Raw genomic sequence first — 12,073 nt, 5'->3', positions numbered from 1 at the left:
AATGTGGAGTGGAGTGTGGACGCTTATTTACAACGCTTTTTGTCTCGCGCTGAGACGCTGATGGAGCGGCTTGAGCCTTTGTTACCTGCGCTGCAGCCAGAAATCAACTGGCACCAAGTTCTGGCTGCCCGCTGGCAGCGAGACGGGCGCAGTGGTTATCTGGTGCCGCTTTCAGTCAGTCTCGATTTGCATCTCAATGATCTGCTGGGTATCGACCGGCAACGTGATCAGTTGGCACGCAATACCAGCCAGTTTGTCAGTGGCCTGCCGGCCAACCATGCGCTGTTGTGGGGAGCCAGAGGCACTGGTAAGTCGTCTTTGGTTCGGGCCTTGCTTGCTGAACATGCACCAGAGGGCCTGCGGCTGATTGAGGTTGAACGTGATCATCTGGCGGACCTGCCGCGCGTCGTAGAGGCGCTGAGTGGCTTGCCACAGCGTTTTATCTTGTTCTGCGATGATCTCTCGTTTGAGGCCGGTGAAGGTGATTACCGGGTGTTGAAAACCGTGCTGGACGGCTCGCTTGAGCGGGCCCCGGACAATGTGCTGCTTTATGCCACCTCCAACCGACGTCATTTGGTACCGGAGAAACAAAGCGACAATGAGAACTGGGAGCGGGTCGATGGTGAGCTGCATCCCAACGAAGCGGTGGAGGACAAGATTGCACTGTCTGATCGTTTCGGTTTGTGGCTGTCTTTCTATCCGTTCAGCCAAGAGCACTTTCTTGATGTGGTGCGGCACTGGGTCGGCGTGCATGCCGGCCAGGCCGGTTTGACCTGGGAATGGCATGAGGCACTGGAAAAGGCGGCAATACGTTGGGCTTTGGCGCGGGGTAACAGGAATGGCCGCTGCGCTTATCAATTCGCCCGTGACTGGGTGGGAATGCAATTACTGAGTAATCATGATGATTGATTTACAACAAAGCGGGCAGGGCCTGGATGGCTATCCGCTTCTACACGCGCAACTGCAGGCATTACTGGCAGATGAGCGGGACTTTGTAGCTAATGCAGCGCAGTTCTCCGCCTTTCTGTTTCAGGAGCTCAGCGATTTGAATTGGGCAGGTTTTTATCTGGCCAAAGGGGAGGAGCTGGTGCTGGGCCCTTTCCAGGGCAAGGTGGCCTGCGTGCGAATTCCTTTCGGGCGCGGCGTATGCGGAGCTGCGGCGGCGACCCGCCAGACGCAGCGGGTTGAGGATGTGCATGCGTTTGCCGGGCACATTGCCTGCGACAGCGCCTCCAACAGTGAACTGGTAGTGCCGCTGATCAAGGATGGTCGGTTGATTGGGGTGCTGGATCTGGACAGCCCGGAACTTGGGCGATTCAGTGAGTCTGACCAGGCCGGGATTGAGCGCTTGGCGCAGATCTTCTTGCAACTGACTGATTGTTAATCAAGCGCTGCAATTACAACAAAGCCCGGAGTTCCGGGCTTTGTTGTTTGTGGTTATTTGCCTGCCATTTTGGCCAGTGCCCTGTGCTCGCTCTCGAGCAGCGCAGAGGTGCTGGGGCGAGCTTTTATGCGGGCGAAATGGGCGCTGAGTCGTGGCCAGCGCTGGGCGTCCAGCTGTTCACCACCGTGTTGCAGGTTGATCAGCTGTGAAGCGATGGCTAGGTCCGCCAGGGTCAGTTGATTGCCTACGAAGTATTCCTGCTCGCCCAATGTCTCTTCCAGATAGTTGAACAGCGGCGGGAGTTTCTCGCTGAGGGCCTTTTGTACCGCTTCTTCATTGCACGACTGGCCCAGCATTGGCAGCAGAATACGGTTACGGAACACTGCAAAGGTGCTTTGGGGGGCCAGTTCGTAATCTGCGTATTTCTCCAACCAGCGGACTTTGGCACGTTGTTCAGGCGAATTGCCTAGCAGAGGTAGGGCTTCAGGGTATTTCTCTTCTAGGTATTGGCAGATCACGCTGGAGTCAGCCAGTGCGGTATCGCCGTCTTTCAGTGCGGGAATGCGGCCTAGTGGGCTGATCTCGCTGTACCAGTTCGGCTTATTGAATGGCAGGACGATTTCCAGCTGGTAGTCCAGGCCTTTCTCTAAAAGCAGCAAGCGAACTTTGCGCACAAACGGGGACAGAGGGGCTCCAAAAACGGTCAGGCTCATACAGTGCACTCTCGACGTGTTAGTAGAACGGCAGATGGGGCAGGCTTAGTCGTATATGTTCTTTTTCTTCCATTCATCATCGCCGCCAAGGCTGTTCAGTCCAGAATCCAGCTCACTGGGCTGGTCCTTGGCAAGTTTGATGTTGTCCAGAACCATGGCGTTGGCCCGGGCCAGCTGATTTTGGAATTTAGCCAGTGCTTCCTTATACGTAACCTGGTCAGGTTGTTTGCTCAAGTACTGAACGCCACGCTCAAAAGCAAGTCTGGCTTGCCCAGGTTGTTGCTTTTGCAGTGCCTGCTGGCCAAGGTTGCTGAACAGTTCAATATGCACCTTGCAAAGCATATGGCGAATTTGCCCGACCCAGTGTTTGCCCTCGGTAGGGGTAATCACGCCTTCTTTAACTGCGCGGGTGAGCTGGGCATGTAGGGACTCCAGCTGGAAGCGAACTTCTTTACCTTTGGCTTCGCTGAGAATGTGCTCTTGCGGGTTATTGATAGCAATCGCATCGCCAAGAGCCTGCTGTTTGTGCAGCTCTTCGAGCTTGGACTTAGCTTCTTGGTCATTCTTATTAAGTGTTAGCAGTCGCTCGACGGCATTTATCTGCAGCCGGATCAGCATCTGTTTGAGGGCAGGAGACATAAGCTGGCCGGGAAAGGTTTCATTTAGGTCGGCACAGCGGCGAAGGCGATCAGTGAGTTCGGCACGGATTCGTGCCTTCTCTATTCTATTGGCTTCAACCATCTGGTTAATGTAAGTGATGGCCATTAGCAGGACGACACCGCCAATTACCAGAAGGGTAATTAAGAGTGGGGACATGGATTGGACTCTCGGTCACCATTTTCGCTCGAGTGTAGTGGCTTAGCCTAAACGGAGATAGTGTTTTGCTAGTACGAGACGATGAAGTCTTTGATTTTTAAATTTTTTTTTAAAAGAAGGGTTGACGACTATCCAAACCATCCATAGAATGCGCGCCACTTCCAGCGCAAAGCTAAACAGCAAAGCGATTAGGAAGCCGGATGAGAAGTGTTTTCCGGGCAGCGTCCCCTTCGTCTAGTGGCCTAGGACACCGCCCTTTCACGGCGGTAACAGGGGTTCGAGTCCCCTAGGGGACGCCACTTCTAACGAAGTGAGATGTACCAAGTTGTAAATGCGGGAATAGCTCAGTTGGTAGAGCACGACCTTGCCAAGGTCGGGGTCGCGAGTTCGAGTCTCGTTTCCCGCTCCAGTTTCAGAAATTCTGCTTAGGCGGGGTTTCAAATAAGTTCCAAGGTCCCCTTCGTCTAGTGGCCTAGGACACCGCCCTTTCACGGCGGTAACAGGGGTTCGAGTCCCCTAGGGGACGCCAATTTGTACGCGGGAATAGCTCAGTTGGTAGAGCACGACCTTGCCAAGGTCGGGGTCGCGAGTTCGAGTCTCGTTTCCCGCTCCAAATAAACAAAAAAGCCGCTCAATAGAGCGGCTTTTTTGTGCCTGTCGTTTTCTTAATCTTTCAGTTGTCCGTATTCAGCAGGCCTGCAACGGGTCTGGACTCAGAAGTGATTCTCAGCGCCATTATTTTGCTTTTATGTGTTGCTTCGTTCGCTCTATTTCGCGGCTTTCGGCCTGTTTTTGTCTAAAGGTTTCCGGGGCGCTGCCGAGATATTTCTGAGCCGAATGTGCCTGCACTGAAGCACAGGGTGTGGCTAATGGATTGAGTGTCGGAACGGAGCCTTCTGGAGATAGGAATGAACGTCTGGTTAGGAAACCTGAAGGTATCGGCGAAGCTGTTGTTGGGCTTTGGGGTGATTTTGCTGTTGGCCTGTCTGCTGGCGGTTGTCAGTTGGCAGGGTGTTGGCCAGTTGGTACAGCGCAGCGTATGGATGAATGGCATCACTGGGTTGGGTGAGAGCCTGACCAAACTTCGTGTGGTGCGCTTGCAATATATGGTGGCGCAAGGCGATGAGGCGCTTGCGGAGAAGGTGCAAAGCGCCCTGAATGCTTTTCGCAGCCTTCACGAAGAAACCCGTCATAAATACAGCAATCCGATCAATGTGAAGATGCTGGACGAGCAGGCCTCGCTGATAGAGGCCTATCAGGCGACGCTTAACAACATGCGTGCCGGTTACAAGTCCGCACATGCCTCGGCAGCACGTCTGACAGAGCTGCACGCACAGATGGTGACGACACTGTTGTCGCTGCAAAGCGCTGTTGAGGCGCTACCAGTTGATGACGAATCCCGCTTTAACGCTTACCGTGCGCTGAGCCGAGGGCTCGATAGCCTGCGGCAGATGCATCAAACGGCTGCCGATTACCTCAATCATGACAGCACCGATGGCAGTGGGCTGGAAGCGGCCAAGTCGGTGTACGCACGCTATGAGATGACAGAGCAGGACATCAGCCAACTTGGTAGCGCCCTGAGCGGATTTGATGACCAGCTGGCTGAATTGAGTAATACCTTGAAGGCGTCGAGGGCGGTGTTTGATACCCGGCGCAGTGCCGATGACGCCATCGCCAACGCCCGCACGGTGTTGACTGAAAGGCAGCAGCGGATCATCGATCTGAGCGGTCAGCTGTATGGCTTCCAGCTTGAGCAGCAGGCCGCTGAGGGGCAGGCGGCAAAACGCTGGCAAGTGATTGTGACGCTGATTGCGCTGATAGTTGGCGGGCTGTCGGCTTGGCTGATAGCCCGGCAGATCACCGTGCCCCTAAAGGCTGCGCTGGCAGATGTTGAGCGTGTTGCGTCCGGGGATTTGTCGAAGGTGATTGAGGTCACCCGGCGTGATGAAATCGGCCAGTTGCAGCAGGGGGTGCAGCGTATGACCTCCTCGTTGCAAGCTTTGATCGGCAATATCCGTGACAGCGTGGCGCAGATTGCCAGCGCTGCTGAAGAGCTCTCGGCCATTACCGAGCAGACCAGCGCCGGCACCAACAAACAGCGTGAGGAGACTGATCAAGTCGCCACGGCGATGCATGAAATGTCGGCCACCGTACATGACGTCGCCCGCAGCGCGGAACTGGCGGCTCAGGCTGCTTCTCAAGCGGACACTGAGGCGAGCCAGGGCGACCGGGTTGTGGCTGAGGCGATTGCTCAGATTGAGCGGGTGGCTCTCGAAGTGCAGCGCTCAGCGGAGGCAATGGGGCGTTTGCAACAGGAGAGCGGCAAGATCGGCAGCGTGATGGATGTGATCAAGTCGGTCGCCGATCAGACCAACCTGCTGGCGCTGAATGCGGCGATTGAAGCAGCCCGAGCCGGAGAAGCGGGGCGCGGCTTTGCAGTGGTAGCTGATGAGGTGCGCAGCCTGGCTCAGCGCACGCAGCAATCTACCGAGGAGATTGAAGCGCTGATCAGCAGCCTGCAACAAGGCACCCAGTCGGCGGCTGAGATTATGGAGAACAGCCGTAACCTGACTGAGAACAGCGTGACGTTGAGCCGTAAGGCGGGCGAAGCGCTGGGCAATATCACCCAGACGGTGGCCACGATTCAGTCGATGAATCAGCAGATCGCTACTGCTGCTGAACAGCAGAGTGCGGTCGCCGAAGAAATAAGCCGCAGCGTGCAGAACGTGCGGGATGTTTCCGAGCAGACCGCTTCAGCGGGCGAGGAGACGGCAGCGTCGAGTCAGGATCTGGCACGTTTAGGGCAGCATTTGCAGACGCTGGTGGGGCACTTCCGGGTGTAATGCAAGCGCATGCGGGGGCGCTTTTCTTGCCCCCGCATGGGTTTTAACCAGCACTTACTGGCGCGGTTTTCTTGCGTACTGGAAACGGGAAGTACAGCGCCCGCAGCAGGCTGACTCGCTTGATCACTTCGGCGATCAGCAGTGGGGCGATAAAGGCAATGACCAGCGCAATGCTGGCTGAGGCTGCCTCTGACAGACCTAGCTGTCTGAACAGGGCAAAGCTTTTGTGCTGAATTTCGCCGTGAAAAATCAACAGAATCAGAGTCGACTGGCCGATGTAGGTCATCAGCTTGCCCAAAGCAGGCCATTGCATAATGACGCCCGCCAGCGCCCAGCAGATATAAACACCGCACAGGGCCTGGAAGGTGGTGATGAACCAGTGGTCGTAACGGCGTTGGGCCAGATCCATGACCACAGGTTGGTACAGGAACACGGCTGTGCTGACTGCCAGCACCAGGCACAACGTAAGCACAGAGCTGCGGTGGTTGCGCAGGACGTCGCGCAGGACATAGCCGAGCATGAAGAAGGCACTGCTAACCAGCATCACATCGAGGCTGAAGGGCAGACCCGGAAGCAGATACTGCTGTCCACCCAGTTGCACGGGCAAGTGCCAGAAGGCCCTGAGGGTTAGGATACCCAGCCCTAACAGCGCGATCAGCAGCAGGCAACTGAGCGCCAGTGACAGCTCCAGTCGTTTGATCAGTCGCAAAATCAGCCAAGCGAAAAGCAATGCCAGCCAGAAGTGCGGGAGGAACCACAAAGCCTGCCAGGGCAGAGTTTCTACGCTGGCATAGAGGACACCGGCGATATCCGGCAGCAGCGGCTGGTTGCGGATAAGGTCACGCACGATGACGTAGCCGAGCATGGTCACGAAAAAGGGTTTGAGCAGAGCGTCGGCTTTGCGCAGGGCCATTTCGGCAAACGGCTGTTCAGGTTTGAACAGCACTCCAGAGATGAAAAAGAACAGCGGCAGGATAAAGACTGAAAGCATGGGATAGAGCACGTCCGGTGAGCGTGCAACAAACCATCCATGGCCAAATACGATGATCGAAATACCAATCCCGCGTGCAACATCCATTTGAATCCAGCGCTGTTTCAACCTGCTATCCCCACTTCACACACCTGTGTTGAGTCATCGTCCGGCAACGCCTGCTTGCCGGTTAGTCTGTATTAATCCTTGCGCCACGGCCGCAGCCAGAGGGCCATGCCAAGCCAGACCACTGCACCTAATGCTGTGGCGAGGCCAAGCTGCAAGGCGAAGGCCTTGATCGGCAGTAAGAACAGTGCCGCTGTGGCCATCAATACACCGCTGAGCAACCACAAACGCAGCCATGGCAGAGACATCAGAAGGCCTTGGCGGTGCATCAGCAGTACGCCTGTGCAGATCACTCCCGCGCTGGCGGCAAGGGGCAGTCCGGCGAGGCCAAATGCAAAGGGCAATACCGCTAGCAGCACAGCATTGACTGCGCTGCCGAGCAGCTCGCAACGCAACGGCAAGCGGGTATCGCCGTCGGCATAGGCATACCGGGCCAGAAGTGCATTCCAGCTGCCCATCACCAGCGGTACGGCGAACCAAGCGAGTAGGTGCGGTAAGGGTGATTGGCTGCCGTGTTCAGGCAACATCAGCGTGACCAGGCTGGGAGCCGCTGCAATTAGGCCGACACCGGCAGGTAGGGTCAGCAGGCTGGCGCTTTCTATGCCGCGCCTGAGCATTTGCAGGCGTTCACTGCCTTGGCGGCGGCTCATCATGCTCAGCAGCACCTGATTCAGGCTCATCAGAGCTACCAGCGGCAAGTTGATCAGTTTGCGCGCCAGATTGACCCAGGTCACCGCGCCTTCACCGAGCAGGGACGCCACCAGCCGCTCCAGCAGGGTTAGCCCTTGGCTGGCGGCGTTGCTGAGTAGCAGTGGGCCGATGCGTTGGCCCAGTTCGCGCAGCTCAGCCCCGGGTTGACGCCAATGCCATGGCCGCCAGCCTTGCGCCCACAATGCTGGCAGGAGAATCAGTGGCATCAGCAGGCTGCCCAGCAAGCAGCATCTGGCTAGCTGCAGTGGTTCGCTGTTGAGTCCGTTAAGGCTCAGGTAAATCACCGGTGGCAGGTTGAATAACAAAGAGCCAAGCCCGGCCAGAACGAAGCGTTCCCTGGCATGCAGCGCAACAGTGAACAGCGCGTGTAGCATCAGGCCCGGAATGCACCAAACCAGCACCTGTAAGTTGTTGGCCGCTTGAGCGTTGGCCGGCGCGGCGAGACCGGGGCCGAGCAGTTTCACCAGCCACGGTGCTGTGGCGTAAATCAGCAGACTCAGGAGCAGTGCCAGGCCTGCCAGTGCCGGCAGCATTGCCGCCAGCCAGTCGAGTTGACGCTGCCCGGTGCGTTGCAGAAACAGGGGCAGTGCGGCTGCGCTCAAAAGGCCGCCAGCCAGTGAGATGCGCAGGGCTTCGGGTAGGAACAGGCCAATCAGAAAAGCGTCGCTTTGTTCACCGGCACCCCAGGATGTCACCAACAGCCATTCGCGAGCGAAGCCGAGGCACAAGCCGAGCAGGGTGACCACCGTGAGCCAGAACGCCGAGCCAATCACCAGGCATTGCTCCTGTTGGCAGACAAGGTCGGTCGCTGTGCCTGATGGTGCTGTTTATGACGGTTTGGAAACAGGCGGCGCGCCTCAAGTAGGTTGATCCCGACCAGCAGCCAGAACAGGCCGATCATCACCACGGCGAAACTGAAGTAATGGTCAAATAGTCCGCTGACCAACGCGGCTAGAATGCCACCGGTGCTGCCCAGCCAGATGGCGTTGTCACGGGTCAGGACGATTGGGCCTTTTTCCGGCCGGGCTTCACGCCACCAACGCCAAGTCACAGCGATGTACAGCAGCATGCCGATCAGTCCGACCTTGTACATAAAGTTCAGCCACAGGTTGGAAATGCCCATCAGTTGAGTGCCCGGCACTGGCGGGTCGACTTTAAAACCAATGCCCAGCGGATAGCGCGCAACTGCCTCGGGGAACAGACGGTATTCATCAAAACGCACCTGGGTACTGGCGTTTTGAGTCGAGAATATGGTGGCCAGACGTTCCTGCAAAGGCGGGTAGCTTAGTACTAGCAGCACCACCAGCGCAGCACCAACCATGATCATGCGGCCGGTGTAGGGCACTTTGCGCAGGGACATCCAGAACAGCACGGCAGCCAGGCTCAGCATCGCTCCCCGGGAGCTGGCCAGGAGCACGGCCGCGGCGCCCAAGACTGCCACGCTAAGCCCGAGACCGCGCCGCCAGCCCTGATTAGCGACGCCATAGCAGAACGCCAAAGGCAGTAGCAGGGCCATGATGCCGCCGGTGGCGTTTGGGTGCATCCACGGCGAGCCCATGCGTGAAGACAGGGCTTCCAGACCAAACTTCAGGGTGTCCAGATTGCCGTAGTTAAACAGAGTCAGAATCGGCCCCATGCCGGATGCCGAGCGGTAACGGATAAACACCGCGATCGACATCACCAGCATTGCCAATGTCCCCAGTAGCAGTGCAACGACAACGGTTTCGCGGTGTTTTGGGTCGGTCAACAGGCGGCCTGCGAGGAACACAATCGACAGGTTCAACAACCAGCGCAGCCAGCTGGACAGGCCGCTGCCCTGGGCGTTGATGGTGACTTTGCCTACTACAAACGGAACCACCGTAAACAGCATCAGCCACAGCAGCATCTGTTCCGTCGAGCGTTCGCGTAACGGGGTTACAGCAGGCAGGCGGGACAAAAACAGTTGCCACATTACCGCGGCCCAGGTCAGAGCAAGAATGGCTTCGCTGACGGTGGTTCGAATGCCGAGATTGACGGTGGAGTAGGGCGCAAACGTCGCCACCAGAACAAATAACAGCAGGCCCCACAGCGGGAAGCGCAGTACCGTGACCGCTGCCGCCAGGGCAACGATGGCGGCGGCCGCCTTGAGTGGAGACAGCAGGAGGAGTGCCGCGCCAAAAACCAGGCCAGCAACGATGGCGGTCAGATTGCCGAGAGATAGTCTCAACGCAGTTCCTCAATCAGTTCAGCCAGGCGTTTTTGATAGGCCTCGCGGTTGTAGCGTGCAGCCCAGGCTTTTAGTGGTTGCGGGTCGGCATCAGGCTGAGGGTGGGCCAGATCGATCATGAGTTTTTTCAAAGCCTGGGCATTGTCCGGGGCGAAACGCGGAGCCGATGGCGGGGTGATTTCATCCAGTGAAGTACCGCTGGCGACCGCTACCGGAGTCCCAACACTGAGGGCTTCAATCACCGGCAGGCCAAACCCTTCTGCATAGGATGGCTGCCAAAGCCGCTCGGCCTGCAGATAAAGGCTGTGTAACTGTGCATCGTTAAGCCCGTTCAGCGCCTGCAGACCAGGCAGGTTGCGCTGCTCGGGCGGCAGGTGGTCAAGGCTGCCAACCAGAACCAGAGGCGGGACTTCGGCAGAGTGGGCACGGGCCTGCTGCCAGGCATCGACAAACCAGGGCACGTTCTTACGCAGTTCGCGGGTACCGACCAGTAGCCAGAAACGCTGCGGTAGTTTGTAGGTCGAAAGATCAGCCGGCACGCCGCTAAAACCGTCAACCTGATTGGGCAGAACCCTGATTTTGTGGGCAACATGGGGGAACAACCGAGCTGCCTCATCGGCGCTGTACTGTGAGGGCGTCCAGACACGATCCGCTGCATATAAGGCATAGGCGATTGAGAGGTAATCGGTGACGCGGTAAAGCAGCGCCTTCAGGCGATTAGCGTGGTAATTCTTCAGCGTGATCTGGAACAGATCATGAATCAGCAGGGCATAGCGCACCCCCGGCGCCCGTGGCGGCAGCGGCAGCCCCATGTTGAAAGTACTGATGTACAGATCGATCTGTTCGCGGCGCAGGGCCTTAGGCAGAAAACCCGCCTCGAAGCGCACGCGCTGGTGTGGCTGATGCATGGCTGTGGCCGCGCAGCTCCACGCTGGGCACTGTGCGTGCTGACGAATCGGGTCGTTGACAGGGGCTACGGCAAAGCGGGTTACGCTGCAGTCCGGCAGGTGCTGAAGGGCGTCCTCCAGGGCATATACCTGACGGCTGATGCCAGAGTGCGGCGATGTGCCGACGGTGCGGTAATCCAGCCCTATGCGCATGGGGTGTTGTCCGTTTTCAATTTGGCGTACACCTGCTCCAGTTGTGCAGCCGCTACGCTCCAGTCATGTTGCTGGCGCACATAAGCACGCCCGTTTTCGCCCATTTGTTGTGCCAGTTGCGGCGTTTGTAACAGCTGTACAACGGCGTCGGCCAGTTGTCCGGGATTTTCTCCGGCGAGGTAGTCGTCGCCTGGATGCAGCGCCAGACCGGAAGCGCCTTGGGCGGTTGTCACCAGCGGTAAACCCGCAGCTAAGGCTTCCAGAACTTTCAGTTTGGAGCCGCCTCCATGACGCAGCGGAGCCAGAAACACTGAACTGCTGGATTGCAGTTGCAACAGGTCTGGCACAAAGCCGTGCCATTCAATGCGTGCATCCGGCCAGCGCTGGGACCATTGTTCAGGCAGAGCATACCCACAGATGGCCACCCGCGCCTGTGGGCAGCGTTGCCAGACTAAAGGCAGGATTTCGTCCAACATCCACTTCACCGCATCAACGTTGGGCGCATATTCGTAATTGCCGAGGAAGAGGATGCGCTGCTGCTCCGGTGCCGGATTGGCGCTGGCAAAGTGAGCGCAGTCGACACCGTTGACCACAACCGGCAGGGTGCGTCCGAGCATGCTGCCCAACTGCTGAGCGTCTTGTTCGGTGACGGCAATCACTTGTGCGGCATGTTTCATCACCCGGCGCTCCCAGCGGCGGTAGCGCCATTGATCGTAATGGATGAAGGGCGTCAGCCAGGCAGGCATGTTGGCGTAAGTTGCGCTGCCCAGTGAGGACTCGACATTGTGCTCGGTCATCACAAAAGGCTGTTGGCGCTCACGCAGCACCCTCTCATAAGGCTGAAAGGTGTAGCTGTGCTCAATCTGGACCACATCCCAGGACTCTTGCAGCAGCGTGCGCGCTGCCTGTTCGAGCCCTTTGGACATGCCGTTGGTGCAGGCCAGTAACGGGTAGGGCGCGAGGAGTGCCGCTGTGAGCGTGGTCAGGCTACGTAACGGACGACGTGGCAGGACGATCAGGCGCTCCAGCATCGGTTCCAGAGCTTGGCGTTCTGCGTCTGTCATTGGCTGTTTGCTGTGCAGGAGCAAGGTGATGCGGTGACCTCGGGCTGCCAGGCTGCGCAGCAGATGGAATTGCCGGGTCTTACCGCCGCTGGTGGTCGGCCAGGGCGAATAGGGAAGGATCCAAAGAATACGCATGCAGC

At 57.8% G+C, this 12,073-nt stretch carries 10 protein-coding genes and 4 tRNA genes; 7 read left to right on the top strand and 7 right to left on the bottom strand.

Going from position 1 to position 12,073, the window contains the following annotated elements; all coding sequences use genetic code 11:
• Positions 1 to 60 precede the first annotated feature (60 nt).
• Both AO726_RS00485 and AO726_RS00480 read left to right on the top strand, forming a co-directional pair.
• On the top strand, positions 61 to 909 hold the full coding sequence (locus tag AO726_RS00485) for an ATP-binding protein (RefSeq protein ID WP_446737406.1): 849 nt from the start codon (positions 61 to 63) through the stop codon (positions 907 to 909).
• Complete coding sequence (locus AO726_RS00480; protein ID WP_058067050.1) at positions 902 to 1,384, top strand: GAF domain-containing protein; 483 nt, start codon at positions 902 to 904, stop codon at positions 1,382 to 1,384. The genes AO726_RS00485 and AO726_RS00480 overlap by 8 nt, the downstream gene beginning before the upstream one ends.
• A gap of 53 nt (positions 1,385 to 1,437) precedes the next feature.
• On the opposite strand, the gene AO726_RS00475 is transcribed toward AO726_RS00480, so the two are convergent.
• Together AO726_RS00475 and AO726_RS00470 are read right to left on the bottom strand one after the other, a co-directional pair.
• Complete coding sequence (locus AO726_RS00475; RefSeq protein ID WP_058066095.1) at positions 1,438 to 2,097, bottom strand: glutathione S-transferase family protein; 660 nt, start codon at positions 2,095 to 2,097, stop codon at positions 1,438 to 1,440.
• A gap of 45 nt (positions 2,098 to 2,142) precedes the next feature.
• Complete coding sequence (locus AO726_RS00470) at positions 2,143 to 2,913, bottom strand: hypothetical protein (protein ID WP_058066094.1); 771 nt, start codon at positions 2,911 to 2,913, stop codon at positions 2,143 to 2,145.
• A gap of 223 nt (positions 2,914 to 3,136) precedes the next feature.
• Here AO726_RS00470 and AO726_RS00465 point away from each other — a divergent pair.
• From AO726_RS00465 to AO726_RS00445, 5 genes are all read left to right on the top strand, one after another.
• Positions 3,137 to 3,212, top strand: a tRNA-Glu gene (locus tag AO726_RS00465).
• Positions 3,213 to 3,246: 34 nt separating this feature from the next.
• A tRNA-Gly gene (locus tag AO726_RS00460) sits at positions 3,247 to 3,322 on the top strand.
• Positions 3,323 to 3,366: 44 nt separating this feature from the next.
• A tRNA-Glu gene (locus tag AO726_RS00455) sits at positions 3,367 to 3,442 on the top strand.
• An 8-nt stretch (positions 3,443 to 3,450) separates the two neighbouring features.
• Positions 3,451 to 3,526 (top strand) — tRNA-Gly (locus AO726_RS00450).
• 295 nt (positions 3,527 to 3,821) lie between these two features.
• Positions 3,822 to 5,756, top strand: coding sequence for a methyl-accepting chemotaxis protein (locus AO726_RS00445; protein WP_058066093.1), 1,935 nt, complete (start codon positions 3,822 to 3,824; stop codon positions 5,754 to 5,756).
• Between the two features lie 43 nt (positions 5,757 to 5,799).
• On the opposite strand, the gene AO726_RS00440 is transcribed toward AO726_RS00445, so the two are convergent.
• The 5 genes from AO726_RS00440 to AO726_RS00420 form a co-directional block, all read right to left on the bottom strand.
• Positions 5,800 to 6,855 carry an acyltransferase family protein gene (locus AO726_RS00440; protein ID WP_058066092.1) on the bottom strand — a complete coding sequence of 352 codons (1,056 nt, stop codon included), beginning with the start codon at positions 6,853 to 6,855 and terminating at the stop codon, positions 5,800 to 5,802.
• Between the two features lie 71 nt (positions 6,856 to 6,926).
• Positions 6,927 to 8,336 carry a murein biosynthesis integral membrane protein MurJ gene (murJ, locus tag AO726_RS00435; protein WP_058066091.1) on the bottom strand — a complete coding sequence of 470 codons (1,410 nt, stop codon included), beginning with the start codon at positions 8,334 to 8,336 and terminating at the stop codon, positions 6,927 to 6,929.
• Positions 8,333 to 9,769: an O-antigen ligase family protein gene (locus tag AO726_RS00430; RefSeq protein WP_058066090.1), complete on the bottom strand. Its 1,437-nt coding sequence runs from the start codon at positions 9,767 to 9,769 to the stop codon at positions 8,333 to 8,335. Before AO726_RS00430 ends, murJ begins: the two co-directional genes overlap by 4 nt.
• Complete coding sequence (locus tag AO726_RS00425; RefSeq protein ID WP_058066089.1) at positions 9,766 to 10,869, bottom strand: glycosyltransferase family 4 protein; 1,104 nt, start codon at positions 10,867 to 10,869, stop codon at positions 9,766 to 9,768. Before AO726_RS00425 ends, AO726_RS00430 begins: the two co-directional genes overlap by 4 nt.
• On the bottom strand, positions 10,860 to 12,068 hold the full coding sequence (locus AO726_RS00420; RefSeq protein WP_058066088.1) for a glycosyltransferase family 4 protein: 1,209 nt from the start codon (positions 12,066 to 12,068) through the stop codon (positions 10,860 to 10,862). Before AO726_RS00420 ends, AO726_RS00425 begins: the two co-directional genes overlap by 10 nt.
• Positions 12,069 to 12,073: the final 5 nt, after the last annotated feature.

Source organism: Pseudomonas sp. TTU2014-080ASC (genome assembly GCF_001446935.1).
In the GTDB taxonomy this organism is placed as follows: domain Bacteria; phylum Pseudomonadota; class Gammaproteobacteria; order Pseudomonadales; family Pseudomonadaceae; genus Aquipseudomonas.
Note: the sequence above shows the minus strand (reverse complement) of the source record. Positions and strands in the feature narration are given on the sequence as shown.

What these genes read in the sequence shown, in the direction of transcription:
- AO726_RS00485 (WP_446737406.1), top strand. Translation starts at nt 61, where the DNA reads ATGGAGCGGCTTGAGCCTTTGTTACCTGCGCTGCAGCCAGAAATCAAC.
- AO726_RS00480 (WP_058067050.1), top strand. Translation starts at nt 902, where the DNA reads ATGATTGATTTACAACAAAGCGGGCAGGGCCTGGATGGCTATCCGCTT.
- AO726_RS00475 (WP_058066095.1), bottom strand. Translation starts at nt 2,097, where the DNA reads ATGAGCCTGACCGTTTTTGGAGCCCCTCTGTCCCCGTTTGTGCGCAAA.
- AO726_RS00470 (WP_058066094.1), bottom strand. Translation starts at nt 2,913, where the DNA reads ATGTCCCCACTCTTAATTACCCTTCTGGTAATTGGCGGTGTCGTCCTG.
- AO726_RS00445 (WP_058066093.1), top strand. Translation starts at nt 3,822, where the DNA reads ATGAACGTCTGGTTAGGAAACCTGAAGGTATCGGCGAAGCTGTTGTTG.
- AO726_RS00425 (WP_058066089.1), bottom strand. Translation starts at nt 10,869, where the DNA reads ATGCGCATAGGGCTGGATTACCGCACCGTCGGCACATCGCCGCACTCT.
- AO726_RS00420 (WP_058066088.1), bottom strand. Translation starts at nt 12,068, where the DNA reads ATGCGTATTCTTTGGATCCTTCCCTATTCGCCCTGGCCGACCACCAGC.